The sequence below is a fragment of the Streptococcus suis genome (assembly GCF_017601095.1).
GTDB lineage: Bacteria > Bacillota > Bacilli > Lactobacillales > Streptococcaceae > Streptococcus > Streptococcus suis_Z.
Genome location: NZ_JAGFUX010000005.1, coordinates 92317 through 113423 on the forward strand (window position 1 = coordinate 92317; position 21107 = coordinate 113423).

Sequence of the window (21107 nt, forward strand, 5' to 3'; positions counted from 1 at the left end):
ATTTCAGTTTTGTTTAAGCAGATAGAACTATATTATTTCTATCCTAAAATTTTTCTTTTTCATATAATCTCCTAGAAACACCCTTGACATAGTCAAGGGTGTTTCGTTTATTTGGATTGTTTCATAAGAGAGGATTCAGCTTTCTTTAAGTTGGCTCGCTTATACTAACTATATCCTAACATTTTCTTTTTCATTCTCTCCTAAAACAAGCCCTGATTCAATCAGGGCTTGTTTTGTTGTATAGTCTAGGCCAAATGCCTATCTCCAAAATTTGTCATAGCCCTTCTTCTCATCCATGTTAAAGGTGATGATAGTTCGGAGTAGGTCCCAGTTGACTTCCTGGTCTTCCTTAATTTTGAAGAGGTTTGAAGTCGCCTCGTAGCCCGCTTTCTCGATGTCCTGGGCAAAGGTTTCCATAGTAACCGTTTCGGGTGCGATGGAAATATGGGCCTTGGCAGCGGAGAAGCCGATGATAAATGTCCCGTCCATGATAAACATGGGCTGGTTCCATTTGATTTCTGTCGTCAGACTTGGAAACTCCTGCTGGATTTGGGCGAAGATTGTTGCCAGTTTGTCCTTCAAGACAGGATTCTTGACCTTGTTCAAAAATTCTTGGAGCATGTGTGGTTCCTTTTTTTTTTATTTCATTCTATCATAAAAGAGGAGCTAGCTCCTCTTTCATTATTTCACCAAAATCGCTAAGGCTTGATAAGGTTTTAAGGTAATTTTCTTACCGAGTTTGCTGTCAGGGTAGTTACTGATGAGGACTTGGCCGTGGGCGTAGTCGTCTGCCAGGTCTAATTCAACCTCTTCTGCAAAGAAATTGTTGAGGACCAACAGTTTTTCGTCATTTAGCAAGCGTTCAAAGGCATAGACTTTCTGGCTGTCCTTGTAGGCTGCCTTGTAGTCCCCTTCTGAAATCAGAGGAAGTTCTTTCCGCAGGCGAATGAGTTCTTGGTAGAAGGTAAAGATTGGACCTGTTTTTTCCTGCTCAACGTTAATTGTTTGGTAGGATTTGCCAGCTTTCAGCCAAGGAGTTACTGTTGAGAAGCCTGCATTGTCAGAAACATCCCATTGCATCGGAGTGCGGGAATTGTCGCGGGACTTGGCCTGGATAATCTTGAAGGCCTGCTCAGGTGTGTGGCCTTGATCCAAGAGCATTTGGTAGGCGTTGATAGATTCCACATCGACATAGTCGTCCATGCTATCGTAGTCAGGGTCAATCATGCCGATTTCCTCGCCCATGTAGATGTAAGGCGTACCACGTGACAGGTGGATAGAGGCAGCCAGCATGGTCGCTCCTTCCTTGCGGAAATTCTCCACATCAACAAAGCGGTTGAGGGCACGAGGCTGGTCGTGGTTGTTGTAGAAAAGAGCATTCCAGCCATTTCCGATGGACATTTCTTCCCCCCAAGTGTGGAAGAGGCGCTTGAGTTCTTCAAAGTCGAAGTCCATGATGGTCCATTTTTGCCCGTCCTTGTAGTCCACTTTCAAGTGGTGGAAGTTGAAGGCCATGGACAATTCTTCCCGCTCAGGAGCTGTGTAGAGGATACAGTTTTCAATGGTGGTGGCAGACATTTCCCCGACGGTCATGAAGCCTTTTTCGCTACCAAAAGTGGCATTGTTCATCATCTTGAGGTAGTCGTGGGTGATCGGGCGGTCGGTGTAGGCTGGTTTACCGTCATTGATTGGGCAGTCTTCGAGGACTTCGTCCTTACCAATCAGGTTAATGACATCGAAGCGGAAGCCTTTGACACCCTTATCTTTCCAGAAGTTGACCACCTTGAAGAGTTCTTCGCGGACATGTGGATTTCGCCAGTTGAGGTCGGCTTGGGTCACGTCAAAGAGGTGGAGGTAGTATTTTCCAGTCTCTCCAAAGGGAGCCCAGGCGTTGCCGCCAAACTTAGACACCCAGTCAGTTGGCTGGTCACGCAGGATAAAGAAATCCTGGTAGTATTTGTCGCCGGCTAGGGCTTTTTGGAACCATTCGTGGTCGGTTGAGCAGTGGTTGAGGACCATGTCCAGCATGAATTCAATACCCAGCTCTTTACCGACTGTCACCATTTCTTCAAAGTCAGCCATGGTGCCAAAATCAGGATTGACAGCTGTATAATCAGAAATATCATAACCGTTGTCCCGTTGCGGACTTGGGTAGAAAGGATTGAGCCAGATCATGTCAATGCCTAATTCTTTTAGATAAGGGAGTTTTTCAATGATCCCACGCAGGTCGCCGACACCGTTCCCGGTTGTGTCCTTGTATGATTTGGGGTAGATTTGATAGACAACTTTTCGTTTGTCAATAGTCATGGTTGTCTCGCTTTCTAATTGGTTACATAAAACAATCATAGGAGGGGCAGAAAACCTGCACCTCCTAAGGATTGATTAAAGTTTGCTTGCAGTTAGGAGTGTTTGTCCATTTTCAACTGCAACTGGTAATTGTTTCAGGATTTCCACAGAGAAGTCAGCCTGGTTGGTTACGATAATTGGAGTCTCGGTCACCAATCCAGCTTCTTGAATGGTTGGAATGTCAAAGCTGATCAGTTTGTCACCAGCTTTGATGCTGTCGCCTTGTTTGACGTGGGCTTCAAATCCCTTGCCTTCCAGGCTAACAGTATCCATACCAATATGGATTAAGAGTTCTAAGCCTTGGGCGGTTGTAATCCCAATAGCATGTTTGGTTGGGAAGAGCACGGAGACTGTTCCGTCAACTGGCGCTGTTAAGAGACCTTGACTCGGTTCGATGACCAAACCTGTCCCCATAACACCAGAAGAAAATACTGGGTCAGTCGCTTGTGACAATTCTTTGGCTTGTCCAGTTAGTGGACTTACCAATTCTATTTTCGCTCCTGATGAAACGCTTGGAGTTACGCTTTTTACTTCTTCAGGAGCCTCATCCTTTTTTGCAAACAAGCCTGCACGCTTGAATACAAAGGTCAATACCATCGGTACAGCAATTGCGACCAGCATAGTGATGGCAAATGCTCCCCAGTATTCTGCCTTGATAGACAAGATGCCTGGAAGACCACCAATACCGATAGAAGCGGCTTGGATGTTAAAGGTTACAGAGAGCAAACCAGCGATACTTGAACTGATCATAGCAGCTACGAATGGATAGATGTATTTAACGTTGACACCGAAGAGGGCTGGTTCTGTGATGCCAAGGTAGGCAGAGATAGTTGCTGGAAGCGAAATCTGTGCCTCTTTTTCATTTTTACGGTTCATGATGAAGTAGGCAAATACTGCCGAACCTTGAGCGATGTTTGAAAGTGCAATCATTGGCCAGAGACCAGTACCACCAGTATCGGCAATTAATTGCGTATCGATCGCGTTGGTCATGTGGTGAAGACCAGTGATAACGAATGGCGCATAGAGGGCACCAAAGATGGCACCGAAGAGCCACTTAACAGGACCTGTCAAACCTGCCAATACAATTGTTGACAACCATTGGCCGATGGTCCAACCGATAGGACCAAGGACAGTGTGAGCCAAGATAAGAGCTGGTAGAAGTGATAGGAACGGTACAAAGATCATGGAGATCACTTCAGGAATGACTTTGCGCCAGAAGATTTCCAAGTAAGAAAGGGCTAAACCTGCCAAGAGGGCTGGGATAACTTGGGCTTGGTAACCGATACGAGCGATTGAGAAGAAACCGAAGTTCCATGACCATTCGCTAGCAATGGTTGCAGCATCTGTACCTGGTACAGCGTAAGCATTGAGCAATTGTGGAGAAACCAAACAGATACCAAGGACGATACCAAGGATTTGAGATGTCCCCATCTTACGAGATACAGACCAAGTGATACCTACTGGTAGGTAGTGGAAGATGGCCTCACCTGGCAACCAGAGGAAGTGATTGACACCATTCCAGAATGGTGATACTTGAACGATTGTGTTCCAGATTGGATTACCACTTGCGTCAAAGAGGAGTTCTCCATCTTTCATAGCTTGACCAAGTGCTTGGAATTGTACGCCTTCCAAAACGTTACGGAAACCGAGGATCAAACCGCCGACGATAAGGGCTGGGATGATTGGTGTAAAGATTTCCGCCAACATGGTCATGACACGCTGGATGGCATTTTGGTTGTTTTTAGCTGCTGACTTGGCTGCTTCTTTCGATACACCTTCGATACCAGATACAGCTGTGAAGTCGTTGTAGAAAAGAGGTACATCGTTACCGATGATAACTTGGAACTGACCAGCATTGGTGAAGGTTCCTTTTACGGTTGGAAGGTCTTCGATGACTTTGACATTTGCTTTTTTGTCATCTGCAAGAACAAAACGCATCCGTGTCGCACAGTGAGAAACTGCTGTGACATTGTCTTTGCCGCCAATAGCGTCTAAGAGCTGTTTGGCTTCTTTTTCAAATTTTCCCATATATTTTTCCTTCCCGACAGTTTTTCACTGTCCCTCCTATATTTTTTAAGAAAAATTTGTACGGACAAATTTAGCTTGAGATTATTGTATCCGATTTCATAATTTTTTGCAAGTATTTTTGCAAAAAAATTTTTTATTTTGTTATAATATGGGATAGGTTATTTGTTAAGAATGCGACAACGAAGAGGAAAATATGAAAAAATACCAAGAAATTTTTAATGATATAAAAGACAAGATTTTGAGTGATTACTACAGCGCAGGAACTTCCTTGCCGACAGAAAAAGACCTGCAGGAGCTCTATGGGGTCAGTCGTGACACGGTTCGTAAGGCATTGGCGATTTTGACCGAACGGGGTATGATTCAAAAGGTTCAGGGGAGAGGTTCGCTGGTATTGAAACAAGAACTCTTAGATTTTCCTGTCTCTGGTTTGACTTCTTATCAGGAGTTGACCCAATCCTTACAACTACAAAGTCAAACGAATGTAGTGGAGTTGGACTTGATCTCAGTTTCAACTAGTTTGTCAAAACTAACAGGCTTTGAAGCCTACAGCAAGGTATGGAAAATTGTCCGTACAAGATCCATCGATGGGAAGGTTTCAGTAATTGATACGGACTACCTTGCACATGACTTGGTTCCCCATATGACCAGAGAGATTGCTAGCCAGTCTATCTATGATTATTTGGAAAATAAACTTGGCCTGGATATTTCTTTTGCCCAAAAAGAGATTACAATTGAACCAACTAACCGAGAGGAAAAGTCCCTACTTCAGAGTCAGGATGACTATCTGGTCTTAATCAAATCCCGAGTCTTTTTAGGGGATACCCGTCAGTTCCAATATACTGAGAGCAAGCATAAGATTGACAAGTTCCGTTTCGTGGATTTTGCCCGTCGCAAGCATTCTCTCTAAGACTGTCAATCGTTGAATCTCTCCTTATTTTAAGGTATAATGATAGATGAGGTGAACTATGGCAAATATAAATCGTTATAAATTTTCCTTCGGGGAAAAACAACTAACGCTAACGACAGAACATGACAATCTGTTCATGGAAGAAATTGAACGGATTACTAATGAAAAATACCAGGCTTTAAAGGAAAAAATGCCTTCAGCAGATTCTGAGACATTGGCCTTGCTCCTAGCTATCAATGCTCTTTCTGTTCAATTGAACCGTGAAAAGGCCTATGCCCAAACAGAAGCTGAGTTGGCTACGATGAAGGAAAAAGTCTTGAAGAAAAATGTGACCCTGGTTGATTTAGATGAATTAGAGGACCGCCAATGATTAGTCTGCTTATTTTGATTGTCTTGGCCTGGAGTTTCTATATTGGCTACAGTCGAGGGCTGATTGTACAGGCTTTTTACACTTTTTCAAGTATTTTTGCTATGATAGTAGCAGCAGGATTGTACAAGAAGGTGGCAGATGTCTTGTATCTCTGGGTGCCCTTTGCAAACGCAACTGAAGGTAGCACTAGCTATTTCTTTGATAGCCAGTACCTCTTTGACTTAGATCAGATTTTCTATGCTGGTCTCGGTTTTCTCTTGGTCTATTTCTTGGTCTATGTCATCATGCGCTTGCTTGGCATTTTCGTCCATCTCTTGACCTTTGCTGACCCAGATACAGCTACTAGCAAACTGATAGCAGGAGGCTTGGCAGTCTTGGTGACGTGGATTTCTCTGCAGATGGTCTTGACCATTGCAGCAACGGTTCCTTTAGCACTGATTCAAGATAACCTCAGTAAGGATATTTTATCTAAAGTGATGATTGATTTTACGCCAATTACGAGCGCAGTCTTTAAAAATCTATGGATTAGTGCCATCCCAGCACAATAAGAATAAAAAGAGGAAAGAGTTCTGCCTTAGGCAGACTTTTTCTGTATGAAGTGAATAAGATGAATACAAAAATTTTAGAAACCCTTGAATTTAACAAGGTAAGAGAATTGGTCCGGCCCTTTGTCTTGACTGAACAGGGCTTGGAAGAACTCAGACAGTTGGAACCTATGGTGGAGGCCCACCGTATCCAACAAGCCTTTGATGAATTATCGGACATGGGGCAAATCTTTGTCGAAAGTCCTTACTTTAGCCTCTCAGAGACCAATAACATCAATCCAGCTATGCGCCGTTTGGAATTGGATACAGACCTGAATATCAGTGAGCTATTGGCAGTTAAGAAAGTCTTGGAAGTATCTAAGTCCCTCTTAGATTTCTATGGCAATCTTGAAAATGTCAGCCTCAGCCAGCTGGACAAGCTCTTTGAAAAAATTGAGCTTTTCCCCCACTTGCAAGGCTCGCTCCAGTCCATCAATGATGCAGGCTTTGTCGAGGATTTCGCTTCTGAAAAGCTGGCGAAAATCCGCCGGAAGATCCGTGAAGCAGAGGATCAGGTCCGTCAGGTCATGCAGGATATTTTGAAGAACAAGAGCGATATGCTGTCCGACAGCATCTTAGCAAGCCGTAATGGACGTAATGTCCTTCCTGTTAAAAATACCTATCGCAACAGAATTGCAGGTGTGGTCCATGACATCTCCGCCTCTGGCTCTACTGTCTATATCGAGCCGCGGGCGGTCGTAACGCTCAATGAGGACATTACTAATAGCAAGGCAGAAGAACGGCATGAAGTCAGCCGTATCCTGCAAGAATTGTCCGATATGATTCGTCCTCACAGCAGTATCCTCCGCAACAATGCCTGGGTCATTGGGCATTTGGATTTCATCCGCGCCAAACACCTTTTTGCAAGAGATTACAAGGCTGTAGTTCCGACTATTTCGGAGAAGCAGGATATTGCCCTTCTCAACGTCCGTCATCCTCTGATTGCCCAGCCTGTACCGAATGACCTTTATTTTGGGAGCCAGTTGACAGCTATCGTGATTACAGGTCCCAACACGGGTGGTAAGACTATTATGCTCAAGACCTTGGGGCTGACCCATCTTATGGCCCAGTCTGGTTTGCCTATCTTGGCTGACAAGGGCAGTCGGGTAGCGATCTTCAAAGAAATTTTTGCGGACATTGGAGACGAACAGTCCATCGAGCAGAGTTTATCAACCTTCTCCAGTCACATGACTCACACGGTACAGATTTTAGCGGAGGCGGATCAAGATTCTTTGATTTTATTTGATGAGTTGGGGGCGGGTACAGATCCGCAGGAGGGTGCGTCGCTGGCAATGGCTATTTTGGATGACCTTCGCCTGCGGGGGATCAAGACCATGGCAACCACCCACTATCCTGAGCTCAAGGCCTACGGGATAGAAACCTCTGGTATTGAAAATGCTAGCATGGAATTTGATACCAATAGCCTGCGTCCGACTTATAAGTTTATGCAGGGTGTTCCTGGTCGCTCCAATGCCTTTGAAATTGCCCGGCGTTTAGGTTTATCGGATATCATCATCCAGTCAGCCCAGTCTTGGACCGATACAGATAGCGATGTGAACCGCATTATCGAGAAATTGGAAAGTCAGACAGTTGAAAGTCGCCATCGACTAGATAAGATTCATGAAGTAGAACAAGAAAACTTCAAGATGAACAGGGCTCTCCGCAAACTCTATGACGAACTCAATCGTGAGAGAGAAAGCGAGCTCAATAAGGCCCGTCTGGAAGCTAGGGAAATCGTTGACTTGGCTTTGGCAGAAAGTGAGGACATTCTCAAAAATCTCCATGCAGCAGCCAGCCTCAAACCCCATCAGATTATCGAAGCCAAGGCCGAGCTGAAAAAATTGGCGCCTGAAGTGGTGGATTTGTCTAAAAACAAGGTGCTGAAAAAAGCCAAAATCCAGCGTGCTGCCAAGGTGGGTGATGATATTATCGTCACAGCCTATGGACAACGTGGTACCTTGACCAATCAACTAAAGGACGGCCGTTGGGAAGCACAGGTGGGCTTGATTAAGATGACCTTGACTAAGGAGGAGTTTGAGCTAGTTAAGGTGGAGAAGGCAGAGCAGCCTAAGAAGCGCCAGGTTCATACAGTTAAACGTGCCAATGTACGAGGACCAAAAGCCCGCTTAGACCTCCGTGGCAAACGCTACGAAGAGGCTATGATGGAATTGGATGAATTCATCGACCAGGCCCTGCTTAACAATATGGCCCAAGTCGATATTGTTCACGGTATCGGTACTGGAGTCATCCGAGAAGGAGTGACCAAGTACCTCCGTCGCAACAAGCAGGTCAAGGAGTTCGGCTACGCCCCACAAAATGCTGGTGGATCAGGCTGTACCATTGTGACCTTTAAGTAAGGAGCTATGAGTAACATTATGATTATCAGAAACTATCAAACCAGTGATGAAAAAGGCTGGGTTTATTGCAAGGCACTCAGCTACCTCTTTTCCCCATTCTTTGATGATAGAGAAACAGAGAAGCCCGAACTAATGACAGACGTTTATGACTACCGCGTGGAATGGGTGGCTGAAGTAAACGGACAAATTGTTGGTCTAATCGACATCGATATTTACACGGAAGAGTGCAGCCAGTCTTATATTTACGCACCAAGTAAGCGGACAGCTTATTTTACTAACCTAGCAGTCCACCCTGATTTTCAAGGTCAGGGTATTGCCCAGGCGCTTTTTGAAAAAGCAGAGCAGGAGTTGAGAGAGCAAGGTGTAGAGAAACTAGCCATCTTTACCAGAGAGGGAGATGTAGCCAATCACTTGTATCAAAAATGGGGCGGACAGCTAGTTTGCTCGGACTATCTAGTCGTCGGAGCACCCAAAGACATCCCAACCATCCGTTTTGGAATTGATTTAGAGCGAGGTAGATTGTCCTTTTCAGATATGGAAGGTCAGCAAGTTCCCTACTATTTGAGAGAAGGTGTTTATGTAGTCAGTGAAGAAGCTGGCTTGGGTCTCTTTGACATAGAAGATGCCTATCAAGAATTGACCTACGTGGTGGATTTGACGGAAAAAAGTTGAAAAGGTTCAACTTTTTTCTTTTGGCAATGAACCTGGCAAGTCAAAGGGATTATTAGTCCCTTCTAGTATCCTTACGGTTTAGTTTCACTTGTTCAATCTGCTTTTCAAATTAAGATTTCTAAAGTATGTCTATTCAATTTCTCGGTCCGTAGCACCTACTCCGTCACCTTGTCCCATTGCTACAACTGGATTTGACAGGAAGAACCATTTTCTATTTCACGCTTGCTCCCTGCGGTCTAGCTTGGCTTGACAATAGGCCGTTTTAAGTCACTATTTTTTCGACATGCCTATCTCCACTCTCATCCCGTAGCAAAAATTCGCATTCTCTCTTCATTTGGTGTAGAATGATAGTACCAAAATCAGAAATGGAGAAAATCATGGTTCAAGTTATTACAGATGCAAACTTTGAAGTTGAAACACAAGAAGGCGTAGTCCTTGTAGATTTTTGGGCACCTTGGTGTGGTCCATGCCGCATGCAGGCACCAATCTTGGAACAATTAGCAGGCGAAGTGGATGAAGATGAATTACGCATCTACAAGATGGATGTTGATGAAAATCCAAACACAGCCCGTCAATTCGGTATTATGTCAATCCCAACCCTTTTGTTCAAAAAAGATGGACAAGTTGTAAAACAGGTTGCCGGTGTTCACACTAAAGACCAAATCAAAGCAATCTTGGCAGAGATTGGTTAATCAGGTAGGTTGAGGAAACTCAGCCTTTTTCTGCATCGAAAGGAAACACACATGAAAGAAATCTACCTAGCAGGCGGTTGTTTCTGGGGGATGGAAGGCTACTTTTCCCAGATCGATGGTATTCTTGACACCAGCGTGGGCTATGCCAATGGACAGGTGGAGACGACCAATTATCAACTCCTCAAACAAACAGACCACGCAGAGACACTCTATCTAGCCTATGATGAGACTCATATTAATTTGCGGGAAATTCTCCTTTACTATTTCCGCGTCATTGATCCCTTCTCTGTCAATCAGCAGGGGCCTGACAAGGGCCGTCAGTATCGGACTGGTATCTATTACACCGATGAGGCTGATTTGCCGACCATTCAGCAGGTCATGACGGAGCAGTCCCAGCTCTTTGGCGGACGCCCCCTAGCCGTTGAGGTGGAGCCACTCGCGCATTACATCCCCGCCGAAGACTACCATCAGGATTATCTCAAGAAAAATCCCCAAGGGTACTGCCATATCGATCTTGGGCAGGCAAAAATCCCTCTGATTGATGTTGCAGACTACCAAAAGCCAGCCCAACAAGTCTTAAAAGACAGCTTGACCGACCTCCAGTATCAAGTCACTCAAGAAGCTGCGACGGAAAGACCCTTCGAAAATGAGTTTTGGAATAGCGACCAGGCTGGTATCTACGTCGATATTACGACTGGTGAGCCCCTCTTTCTCTCGACGGACAAATTCGATTCAGGCTGCGGCTGGCCCTCCTTTACCAAACCAATCAGTAAGGAAGTTGCGACTTATTTCCAAGATCTTTCCCACGGTATGAATCGCATTGAAGTTCGCAGTCGGGCTGGGCATGCTCATCTGGGTCATGTCTTTGATGACGGACCGCGTGACAAGGGTGGATTACGTTACTGTATCAACTCCGCAGCCCTTCGTTTCATACCGAGAGAGGAAATGGAAGCAGCAGGATATGGCCTGTTTTTGGACTTGTTGGGATAATTTTTTGAAAACATTCTTGATTTTTTCTGAAAAATATTCTAAAATAGAGCGAGATAAAACTGAATAACCGGTTGATAGTGGGCAGAAAGGCAACTGACTGTCCAAAGGACGGAACTCTGGAGAGACCATAAGGCACCGAAGGGGCAAGGTAGTTCTGCTTGGAAAAGTAGAACTGCTGAAACTCTCAGGTAAAAGGACAGAGCGCATTGAAGACAGGGGATTTTCTGTTGTCTTTCGCGTTGATTCTAGAGGTTGAAGTTATTCAACCTCTTTGTTTTTTTCCGGCAGCTTTATCGGATTAGGAATCATATTTAGGAGGAAGCTATGTTAGAATTGATGCAAAACATCAATAACCTTGTGTGGGGGCCGCCCCTCTTGTTACTCTTGGTCGGAACGGGTGTCTATTTCACCCTTCGTTTGGGAGTGTTTCAGGTCAGCAAGTTACCGACCGCCTTTCGTTTGATTTTCTCCAGTGACCAGTCTGGTCAGGGAGATGTGTCCAGCTTTGCGGCTCTTTGTACAGCTTTGGCAGCGACAGTTGGTACGGGAAATATCGTTGGGGTGGCGACTGCTATTACGACAGGTGGACCAGGTGCCCTTTTCTGGATGTGGGTGGCGGCCTTCTTCGGGATGGCAACCAAATATGCGGAAGGTTTTTTAGCTATCAAATATAGAACCAAGGATGCCAATGGGCAAGCAGCAGGAGGTCCGATGCACTATATCACCTTGGGGATGGGACAAAAGTGGAAGCCTTTAGCAGTTTTCTTTGCCATTTCAGGAGTTTTAGTGGCCCTATTGGGGATGGGAACTTTTTCTCAGGTTAATTCCATTGCCTCATCCATGTCTTCTAGCTTTGGCTTGGCTCCCCAGTTGGTCAGCATTGTGACAGCCATTTCCATAGCCTTCTTTATCTTTGGAGGGATCGAAAAAATCTCTGACGTTTCAACCAAAATTGTCCCATTTATGGCGATTTTGTATGTCTTGGCAAGTATAACCGTTTTGGCCCTTCATTGGGAACAACTTTTGCCGACCCTGGCCTTAGTGTTCAAATCTGCCTTTACTCCAGCTGCAGCTGTGGGTGGATTTGCAGGTGCGACCGTGCAACAGGCCATTCAGCGTGGGATTGCTCGTGGGGTGTTCTCTAATGAATCTGGTTTAGGTTCGGCGCCTATCGCAGCAGCAGCAGCCAAATCAGACAATCCAGTGGAGCAGGGCTTGATTTCCATGACAGGTACCTTTATCGATACCATCATCATCTGTACCTTGACAGGTTTGACGATTTTGGTGACCGGTCAGTGGTCAGTTGCTGGCTTGGAAGGTGCTCCGCTGAGCCAGGCAGCATTTGCTTCTGTCTTCGGTCAGCCTGGAGCCCTGGCCTTGACCATTAGTCTGGTTCTCTTTGCCTATACGACTATTCTGGGGTGGTCATACTATGGGGAGCGCTGTATCGAGTTTCTATTTGGGACCAAGTCTATCTTGCCTTATCGTTTGGTCTTTGTAGCCATGGTTGCTTTGGGTGGTTTCCTCAAGCTAGACTTGATTTGGACTATCGCAGATATTGTGAATGGGCTTATGGCTCTTCCAAACTTGATTGCCTTGCTGGCTCTCTCTCCTGTCATTATCAAGGAAACACGCCAGTATTTTGCCAAAAAGAAATAAGGGTGATACCTTTGGTTATACTTAGGCCATTGGGGATTCCCTTTGTTTTTGAGTCAGTGAAAAATTAGAAAAGACAGTTAAGTTGGCTGTCTTTTCGTTACTTTAGGAAAATTTGGTATAATAGTGGCTAGGAAGGAGTTCTATGACAGATTTTATCTCAACTTACTTAGCGCAATTTAATCTTGAGCAGCTCTTGACGAGTATTTTGAACAAGCTCTTATCCCTGGTTCTCTTGTTCCTTTCCTTTTATGTGGTGAAAAAACTAGCCAAGCAATCGGTGAAACGCATCCTGGTGCCATCTTTAAAGATATCGACCCAGGAAATCGGCCGCCAGAAGACCATCAGCCGTCTGGTGGAGAGTATGCTTAATTATTTGCTGTATTTCTTGCTGATTTACTGTATTCTAGCAATTCTTGGTCTTCCTGTTTCCAGTCTCTTTGCTGGGGCAGGAATTGCGGGTGTTGTGATTGGTTTAGGGGCGCAAGGCTTTCTCTCAGACTTGGTCAATGGCTTTTTTATCCTGTTAGAGAGACAGTTTGATGTGGGGGATGTGGTCAAATTAACCAACGGCCCCATTACCATCGCGGGGACCATTGTCAGTGTCGGAATTCGGACGACTCAGGTTCGGGATGCGGATGGGACCCTTCATTTTATTCCCAATCGTAATATCCTAGTCGTGTCCAATCAATCTCGTGGGGACATGCGGGCGCAGATTGATATTCCGCTCAAACTCAATACAGACTTGGAAAAGGTTTATCAGGTGATCGAGGAGGTCAATGCCCGAGAGTTACCGACCAATCAGCTGGTCAAGGATGTGACCATTCTTGGACCGCAAAATTTACAGACGGGACAATTTTCGTTTCGGGTCAATCTCTTTGTGGCCAGTGGCCAGCAAGGGAAAATCTATCATCAATTTTATGGCTTGTATCAAGAAGCCTTGCGTACTGCTGGAGTTGACTTGCCAAGTGGCCCAGCACATTAAGAAAAAGAGGAGTTATTTAGATGAATCCAAAAGAGTTCGTTGTTGAAGATGGTTTGGTCTATTACCGTAAGAAACCATTGCATAAACAGGTCTTGTTCTGGACGACACTTGTCGGAGGCTTGCTGAGTTTTATTTTAACCGTCATCTGCATCCTTTTGTCCTTAGGGCTCACAGCAGAAAAAAGCTATTCTTCCTTGTATGATTCGTCCACATATAGCGATTACTACTATGAAGATACCAGTAGCTTGGAGACTATTTCTCTTGGAGAAAGTAGGGAGGTTCAGTCTGACCTTGAAATGGTTGTTACGCGTATGGAAAAGGATTCTTCCTTGGAACTGGTTGATACGTACTATACCAATGCTTTTGTTGTAGAGGTCGAACTGACCAATACCAGTGATCAGGTGTATTACTTTGATGAATATGCCTTCTCCTTGGTGGATGCGAGCACGGACTTAACCTTTTATTTGGACTATGTGACCTACGATGTCAATATTCCAGAAAAAATTGATCCAGGTCAGTCTTTGAAGGTAAAACTGGTCTATGGTGTGGATGGCGAATCCTCTTTCTATTTTGTTTACGATAGTTTTGCCTGGACTCAAGTAATTGGTCAAGGTATATAAGAAAAAATACACAAGTGATGTACTTGTGTATTTTTTTATGACTTGTATTATACCAAACCTTGGGCAATCATGGTATCCGCAATTTGCTCAAAGGCTGCAATGTTAGCACCTGCAAGGTAGTCTGTACCAAGGTCGTATTTTTCAGCAGTTTCTTTAGCTGTGTTGAAGATGTTTGCCATGATGTCTTTGAGACGACCGTCCACTTCTTCACGAGTCCATGACAAGCGGAGGCTGTTTTGGCTCATTTCAAGGGCAGATACGGCTACACCACCAGCATTGGCAGCTTTAGCAAGACCGTAGAGGACACCATTTTCCTTGTAAACTTTGATGGCATCAAGGTCAGATGGCATGTTGGCACCTTCAGCCACACAGTAAACACCGTTTTTCACAAGGGTAGCAGCTTGCTCGCCGTTGATTTCGTTTTGAGTCGCACATGGAAGAGCAATGTCAGCCTTGCCATCGTAGTTCCATACAGAACCTTCGAAGTACTTGGCAGTTGCTTTTTCTGCAGCGTATTCTGTCAAACGAGCACGGCGTTTTTCTTTGATGTCCACCAAGAGGTCGAAGTCGATTCCTGTTTCGTCAATGATGTAACCGTTTGAGTCTGAAACAGAGATAACTTTTGCACCGAGTTCAGTTGCTTTTTGAACAGCGAACTGGGCAACGTTACCAGAACCTGAGATAAGGACTGTTTGGTCTTTGAAGGATTTACCGTTTGCTGCCAACATATTGTCAGTAAAGTAAACCAAACCGTAACCAGTTGCTTCTGGACGGATAAGAGAACCACCGAAGCCAAGAGGTTTACCAGTCAAGACACCAGCATCAAATTGGCGGAGGCGTTTGTATTGACCGTACATGTAACCAATCTCACGGCCACCGACACCGATGTCACCAGCAGGGACGTCAAGGGATGGTCCGATGTGTTTTTGCAATTCAGTCATGAAGCTTTGGCAGAAACGCATGATTTCAGCGTCTGTTTTGCCTTTCGGATCGAAGTCAGATCCACCTTTACCGCCACCTATTGGCAGTCCAGTCAAGACGTTTTTGAAGATTTGCTCGAAACCGAGGAACTTCAAGATAGATTGGTTTACAGTTGGGTGGAAGCGAAGACCGCCCTTGTAAGGACCAACAGCTGAGTTGAACTGGACGCGGTAGCCACGGTTAACTTGAACATTTCCATCCTTGTCTGTCCATGGAACACGGAAGCTGATGATACGCTCAGGCTCAACGATACGAGCCAGGATGTTTTCTTCGATGTATTCTGGGTGTGCTTCAAAAACAGGCTCAAGGGTAGAGAAGAGCTCTTCTACAGCTTGGAGGAATTCTGTTTCATGTGGGTTGCGGGCTTTGACTGCTTCAAAAGAAGCTTGAATATAAGTTTTTGCATTTGACATAGGGTCACCTGATTTCTTTTTTATTTATTAAATTGTCTGACAATTTAATGTATCTGATGATTATTATAGCACTCGAATTTTTACTTGTAAAGTAAAAAATGCAATATTCTGAAAATTTGTTGGCAAGCTTGTCTGAGAAAAAGCGAACAATAACAGCAAATTACCTCCTTTTTTGTTCTGCCTATGGTATAATCATTCAAAAATAAGGAATGGGAGATTGTATGGTATCAACTGCGACACAACTGGGAGGCTTTGCCTTTGACAACTGTTTGATGAATGCGGCGGGTGTCTGGTGCATGACGCGAGAGGAACTAGAGGTGGTCAAGGATTCTGCGGCGGGGACCTTTGTGACCAAAACTGCGACCTTAGCCTATCGGGAGGGAAATCCCGAGCCTCGCTACCGTAATCTTCCTTTGGGCTCCATCAACTCAATGGGCTTGCCCAATCAGGGTCTGGACTATTATATTGACTATTTGCTGGAGTTGCAAGAGTCAGAACCGGAGAGGACCTTTATCTTATCCCTAGTGGGACTTTCTCCTGACGAGACACATGAGATTTTGAAAAAGGTAGAAGCCAGTGACTTTAAGGGCTTGATTGAACTCAACCTCTCCTGTCCCAATGTTCCTGGAAAACCGCAAATTGCCTATGATTTTGAAGCGACGGAGACCATTTTAAGGGAGGTTTTCAGTTATTTTACCAAGCCTTTGGGTATTAAATTGCCGCCTTATTTTGACATCGTTCATTTTGATCAAGCGGCTGCGATTTTCAATCAATTCCCCATTGTCTTTGTCAACTGTGTCAACTCGATTGGGAACGGTTTGTATATTGAGGATGAACAAGTGGTCATCAAACCCAAGGGAGGTTTTGGTGGACTTGGTGGTGAGTACATCAAACCGACTGCCCTGGCCAATGTCCATGCCTTTTACCAACGCCTGAAACCTGAGATTCAGATAGTTGGAACAGGTGGTGTTTTGACGGGCCGAGATGCTTTTGAACATATCCTGTGCGGTGCCAGCATGGTCCAAATCGGAACGGCCTTGCAAAAGGAAGGACCAGCTATTTTTGAGCGGATCACAGCTGAGTTGCAGGCTCTTATGGCGGAAAAAGGCTATGAAAGCATTGAAGATTTTCGAGGAAAACTTCAAACAATAAGAGACTAGCTTGCAGTGGTGAACTGATTGGTGAAGATCAATCAGTTCATTTTTTTGCTCTAGATTTTTGAGGAAAAATGCATTATACTAATATGTGAACAAGAAATGAAGAGGTGGAACATGGACAGACGTCGGAACCGCAAAGGTAAGCACATGCGAAAACGGAAGAAAATAGGACTGGCAGGCCCGGTCATTTTGGTGGCAGGGTTAACACTTGGTGTTTTCTTGCTCAAAAATCACCTTCCTTGGCAACAAACTCAAGAAAGTCAGGCAACCAGCCAATCAACAGAAGCAAATGCTAGTCAGACCGTGGAAACAGTCAAGTCTGCTCGTATCATGGCGCATGGAGACTTACTCTACCATGATATTATATATGCTAGTGCCTTGCAGGCTGATGGTAGCTATGATTTTTCAGAAAATTTTACCTATGTTCAACCTTGGTTGGAACAGGCTGATTTAGCAATTGGGGATTTTGAAGGGACCATTTCAGATGATTTTCCTCTAGCTGGCTATCCTCTTTTCAATGCGCCCTCTTCTGTTGCGATGGCCATGGGGCAGGCTGGTTATGATGTCATGGACTTGGCCCACAACCATATTTTGGATTCTCACCTGTCTGGTTTGCAGTCAACCGTCAACTATTTGGCAGCTGCAGGAATTGATACGGTGGGGGTTTACCCAGATGGAAACCGGGCAGAGATGCCGATTTATATTCGGGAGGTCAATGGGATAAAAATCGCCATTTTAGCCTATGCCTATGGTTTTAATGGGATGGAAGCTGGGCTGACTCAAGAAGAGTACGATGCCCATCTCTCTGACCTCAACCAAGAAAAAATGCAGGCGGAATTGACAAAGGCAGAGCAGGAAGCTGATTTTACCATTGTCATGCCTCAGATGGGTGTGGAATACCAGATCGAACCAAGTCAGGAACAAATTGACCTCTACCATCAAATGGTAGACTGGGGAGCAGATGTCGTCTTGGGTGGTCATCCGCATGTCATACAGCCTTCTGAAACCCTTGAAAAAGATGGGGAGAAGAAACTTATTATTTATTCTATGGGGAATTTTTTGTCCAACCAACGGATGGAAACCATGGAAGGGGTTCTCAACTACCAGTGGACAGAAAGAGGAGTCCTCATGGATTTAGAGATTGAAAAAGATCATTCTGGAACGCGGATCAAGACGGCACAGGCGCGACCGTCTTGGGTGAAGAGGGTGCCACGTGAGGGGACGCCATATTATCTTTATCAAACCTTGATTCTGGAAGATTTTATCGCTGGCGGTGCCTACCGAGACCAACTCTCGCCAGAAGATCAGGCACGGATAGACCAAGCTTATCAAGAGACCTTAGACCACGTTGGTTTGAATTGGTAAAAAAGAGGGGGGGAAGAATGATGGATATTCGCTTGATTGCGACAGATATGGATGGTACTTTTTTAGACCAGGAAGGTGGCTTTGACAGGGATCGATTTGAACACTTGCTGACGGTTTTGGAAGGCAGAGGTATCGGCTTTGTGATTGCTTCTGGAAATGGCATGGACCGTCTGCTCAGTCTCTGTCAGGGATTTGAGGACCGGCTTCTCTTTCTTTCAGACAATGGAGCTCGGCTGGTGCAAAAGGGCAAGACCTATTTCCGCCATCAGGTCAGCTCAGATCAGGTGAGACAGGTCTTGGAGTATTTTTCAGGCCGATGGCACCAGGTCTGTCTCATGTTGGCAAATGACCAAGCCATCTATATGCAGGCTGGTGGAGCTCTGCCATTTCACCAATCGGGAATCCCGATAAAAAAAGAAGAAATGCAGCAGTTTTTATCACGTATCCATTTTTTGGATTCACTTGCGGACTATCCCAAAGAGGAAGTCATTTACAAGATGGGGCTGTGGATTGAACCGAGCCAGGTCGAGCAGGTTGTATCGGCTTTTAACCAGGCCTTTGCGGGGAACTTGGTGGCGGTGACCAGCGGCTATGGTTCGATTGATATCCTTCCTTTTGGGATCCATAAGGCCTGGGGCTTGTACCAAGTCATGGAGGAAAGAGGCCTGACCCCGGAACAGGTGATGGCTTTTGGAGACTCGGATAATGACATCGAGATGTTGCAGCTGGTGACCTATTCCTATGCTATGGAGAATGGAACGGACAAGGTAAAAGCAAGCGCCCGTTATCTGGCACCTTCCAACAAGGACCAGGGAGTTTTGACTGTATTAGAGTCCTTCTTTTTAGCTCCACCTAACAAGTCTGGATAGGAAGGGCCAGCTTAGAACAAATTTATCAAAAACATCAAAAAACCTAGTAAGGAGATTTTCTCTCACTTACTAGGTTTTTTAGGTTCGATGGTTAGTGGATTTCAGGAGTCATTAATTGTCGGAACTGCCGCGGAGAGGTGTTGAAATACTTGCGGAAGGTTTTGGAATAGTGCTGCACATCGTTGAACCCAACCTCTTGGGCGATAAAGGTCAAACTCTTTTTGGTCCTGCTCATGAGTTCGACCGATCGATTGAGTCTGTAAAGCGTTAGATAATGTTTAATGGTGGTCCCAGTTTCTGCCTTAAAGAGCTTGTTGAGGTAGTGGGGGGTGATATTGAGTTCCTTGGCGATGGTAGCCAGTAATAGCGGGTTTGAAAAGTGGTGGTGGATGTACTCCAAGGTATTTTGGACATAGCGAGACCCTAGTCCAGAGCGACTTTCAGGTTCGCGCTTGAGCCTGTACAAAATCTTGGTTAAAAAGACAGTGAATTCCAACTGTTGCAGACTCGATTCGTAGAGGTCTGGAGGAAGTGGAAGACGGCTGGATTGGAGTAAGTAGGCAGCTTCCTCCTCCGTAGGTCGAAAGAGCAAGTGGCTATTGGTGTCCTTGAAGAGATCAATCATTTCAAAGGGATTCTGACGGTCCTGGCCTACCAAAAAGTGAGGAAAATGATAGAGGTCAAAGTGCAGCTGAATAACGGTACAGGTGTCCTCTTTGGGAATGGTCAAAGAGTGAATGACAAAAGGGGCTAAGATGATACAGTCACCCGCCTGAAATTGATAGGTCTTGTTGGCAAGGTCCATCTGGCAGGAACCTTCTAAGATTAAATAGAGTTCAGAGAGCCGGTGGGCATGGATAGGAAAATGGTAACCTTTTGCAAAGGTTTTGTGAGACCGCTTGTAGAGAATCTGTTGGGAAAGGTGAATCGTGTTTTGGACCATAAATACCTCTTTCTGACAAGTTTAATCTATAAGATAGCGTTTTCTTACTATATTTTTGACCACTAGTTAATATAAAATAGAATTGACAAGGATTTGACAGGAGGAGCCGCTATGCCCCTAAAACAAATAAAAAAATGGCAAATTCTGACCCTCGTCGCGGGTCTGGTCTTAGTCATTTGTACCGGGATGTTGGTTTTTCGACCTGTCAGTTACTCCCTGAAAATCGATGGGGTTGCAGTAGCTGAGGAAGAGTTTCAAACAGAGGTAACCAAGGCCCAGTATCAGGTCACCAAGTATTTCTTTGATCAGTACCAAGCTGAGGTTGATCACGATTTTTGGGACAGGGATTTTCAAGGAGAAAAACCCAAGGTCCGCTTATTACAGGAAACCCTGGACCAGCTAAGGCGGATTTACGCAGCTAGAAGTTTGGCTCTGGAAACAGGGATGGTTTCTAGTATAGATTATAGCGCATTTATAAATAGGTTTCAAGCCTCGAATCAAAATCGCCAAAAAGCGAGTTCAGATGGTGAAGCCGTCTATGGTCTTGCAACCTTTTCGCAAGAAGCCTTTTTAGAATATGAATTAGACAGCTTCGAGCAGGCCTATTTGGACCAGTTTGGCCCAAGCAGTCTAGCAGTGAGTGATGCTGAGCAGTTAGCCTATTACCAAAGTCAGGCAGAAGGCATCTTTGCCCGCTATGACGACTATGAGGTAGAATATATCCGGATATATTATGCGATGGAAGATTTGGATGACCAGGTCTTGGCACAACTGAGGATTGACCTAGATAGTCTTGCCAGCCAGTCAGCTAACTCACGTTTTGACATGGCAGCCTTTCCTAGCCTAGCACCCTATTATGGTTATGAAGAGATTGCCTCTGACCAAGTTTCGACCCTAGCAAAATTTATCGGCGACGTTCTCTATTATGCAGATCAATTGGAAGCTGGTCAAACCAGCCCAGTCATCGATGAAAATGGCTGCCTTTACTTGATTCGCCTGATCAATCGTACAGACAATGGCCCTGTTCCGTTTGAAGAAGTAAAAGAAGTTATCAAAAAACGCCTCCAAGAAGAGGCTTATCAACAACTCGTCATTCAAAAAAGCGACAGCATGGAATTGGACTATGAGGAAGACCAATTACTTGCCTATCTCGAATCTATCATCAACTAAAG

Annotated in this window: 19 protein-coding genes and 1 riboswitch; of the genes, 14 read left to right on the plus strand and 5 right to left on the minus strand. The window is 45.0% G+C overall.

Annotated elements, in window-relative coordinates:
- Positions 1-258: 258 nt before the first annotated feature.
- The 3 genes from J5566_RS05810 to treP all read right to left on the minus strand — a co-directional run bounded on the left by J5566_RS05810 (position 259) and on the right by treP (position 4374).
- Positions 259-621, minus strand: coding sequence for an iron chaperone (locus J5566_RS05810; protein ID WP_208562489.1), 363 nt, complete (start codon positions 619-621; stop codon positions 259-261).
- Positions 622-681: 60 nt separating this feature from the next.
- Positions 682-2307 (minus strand): alpha,alpha-phosphotrehalase, encoded by a 1626-nt coding sequence (treC, locus tag J5566_RS05815; protein WP_208562490.1) that lies wholly within the window; start codon positions 2305-2307, stop codon positions 682-684.
- A gap of 75 nt (positions 2308-2382) precedes the next feature.
- Positions 2383-4374 carry a PTS system trehalose-specific EIIBC component gene (gene treP / locus J5566_RS05820; RefSeq protein ID WP_208562491.1) on the minus strand — a complete coding sequence of 664 codons (1992 nt, stop codon included), beginning with the start codon at positions 4372-4374 and terminating at the stop codon, positions 2383-2385.
- 193 nt (positions 4375-4567) lie between these two features.
- Between treP and treR the strand changes: the two genes are divergently transcribed.
- The 10 genes from treR (at position 4568) to J5566_RS05870 (ending at position 14207) form a co-directional block, all read left to right on the plus strand.
- Positions 4568-5281 (plus strand): trehalose operon repressor, encoded by a 714-nt coding sequence (gene treR / locus J5566_RS05825; RefSeq protein WP_208562492.1) that lies wholly within the window; start codon positions 4568-4570, stop codon positions 5279-5281.
- A 58-nt stretch (positions 5282-5339) separates the two neighbouring features.
- Positions 5340-5651, plus strand: a complete 312-nt coding sequence (locus tag J5566_RS05830; RefSeq protein WP_208562493.1) for a hypothetical protein — start codon at positions 5340-5342, stop codon at positions 5649-5651.
- Positions 5648-6199, plus strand: a complete 552-nt coding sequence (locus J5566_RS05835) for a CvpA family protein (RefSeq protein ID WP_208562494.1) — start codon at positions 5648-5650, stop codon at positions 6197-6199. The genes J5566_RS05830 and J5566_RS05835 overlap by 4 nt, the downstream gene beginning before the upstream one ends.
- Positions 6200-6258: 59 nt before the next feature.
- Positions 6259-8592 (plus strand): endonuclease MutS2, encoded by a 2334-nt coding sequence (locus J5566_RS05840; RefSeq protein WP_208562495.1) that lies wholly within the window; start codon positions 6259-6261, stop codon positions 8590-8592.
- Between the two features lie 18 nt (positions 8593-8610).
- Complete coding sequence (locus tag J5566_RS05845) at positions 8611-9264, plus strand: GNAT family N-acetyltransferase (RefSeq protein WP_208562541.1); 654 nt, start codon at positions 8611-8613, stop codon at positions 9262-9264.
- Between the two features lie 377 nt (positions 9265-9641).
- Positions 9642-9956 (plus strand): thioredoxin, encoded by a 315-nt coding sequence (gene trxA, locus J5566_RS05850; RefSeq protein ID WP_002941035.1) that lies wholly within the window; start codon positions 9642-9644, stop codon positions 9954-9956.
- Positions 9957-10007: 51 nt separating this feature from the next.
- Positions 10008-10946 carry a peptide-methionine (R)-S-oxide reductase MsrB gene (msrB, locus tag J5566_RS05855; protein ID WP_208562496.1) on the plus strand — a complete coding sequence of 313 codons (939 nt, stop codon included), beginning with the start codon at positions 10008-10010 and terminating at the stop codon, positions 10944-10946.
- A 106-nt stretch (positions 10947-11052) separates the two neighbouring features.
- Positions 11053-11156, plus strand: a riboswitch (glycine riboswitch).
- A 114-nt stretch (positions 11157-11270) separates the two neighbouring features.
- A complete protein-coding gene (locus tag J5566_RS05860) occupies positions 11271-12605 on the plus strand; it encodes an alanine/glycine:cation symporter family protein (RefSeq protein WP_208562497.1) in 1335 nt (444 codons plus the stop codon).
- Positions 12606-12747: 142 nt separating this feature from the next.
- Positions 12748-13587, plus strand: a complete 840-nt coding sequence (locus J5566_RS05865) for a mechanosensitive ion channel family protein (RefSeq protein WP_208562498.1) — start codon at positions 12748-12750, stop codon at positions 13585-13587.
- 20 nt (positions 13588-13607) lie between these two features.
- Positions 13608-14207 (plus strand): DUF4352 domain-containing protein, encoded by a 600-nt coding sequence (locus J5566_RS05870; protein ID WP_208562499.1) that lies wholly within the window; start codon positions 13608-13610, stop codon positions 14205-14207.
- A 47-nt stretch (positions 14208-14254) separates the two neighbouring features.
- Here the strand turns inward: J5566_RS05870 and gdhA are convergent, their stop codons facing one another.
- The gene (gdhA, locus tag J5566_RS05875) at positions 14255-15601 is read right to left on the minus strand and encodes an NADP-specific glutamate dehydrogenase (RefSeq protein WP_208562500.1); all 1347 of its coding nucleotides are present in this window, start codon (positions 15599-15601) and stop codon (positions 14255-14257) included.
- A gap of 221 nt (positions 15602-15822) precedes the next feature.
- Between gdhA and J5566_RS05880 the strand changes: the two genes are divergently transcribed.
- From J5566_RS05880 to J5566_RS05890, 3 genes are all read left to right on the plus strand, one after another.
- Complete coding sequence (locus tag J5566_RS05880; protein WP_208562501.1) at positions 15823-16761, plus strand: dihydroorotate oxidase; 939 nt, start codon at positions 15823-15825, stop codon at positions 16759-16761.
- A gap of 111 nt (positions 16762-16872) precedes the next feature.
- Positions 16873-18123 (plus strand): CapA family protein, encoded by a 1251-nt coding sequence (locus tag J5566_RS05885; protein WP_208562502.1) that lies wholly within the window; start codon positions 16873-16875, stop codon positions 18121-18123.
- 20 nt (positions 18124-18143) lie between these two features.
- A complete protein-coding gene (locus J5566_RS05890) occupies positions 18144-18992 on the plus strand; it encodes a Cof-type HAD-IIB family hydrolase (protein WP_208562542.1) in 849 nt (282 codons plus the stop codon).
- Positions 18993-19083: 91 nt separating this feature from the next.
- Here the strand turns inward: J5566_RS05890 and J5566_RS05895 are convergent, their stop codons facing one another.
- Complete coding sequence (locus J5566_RS05895; protein ID WP_208562503.1) at positions 19084-19935, minus strand: AraC family transcriptional regulator; 852 nt, start codon at positions 19933-19935, stop codon at positions 19084-19086.
- A 111-nt stretch (positions 19936-20046) separates the two neighbouring features.
- Between J5566_RS05895 and J5566_RS05900 the strand changes: the two genes are divergently transcribed.
- Entirely contained in the window at positions 20047-21105 is a 1059-nt protein-coding gene (locus J5566_RS05900; protein ID WP_208562504.1) for a peptidyl-prolyl cis-trans isomerase, read from the plus strand.
- Positions 21106-21107 lie beyond the last annotated feature (2 nt).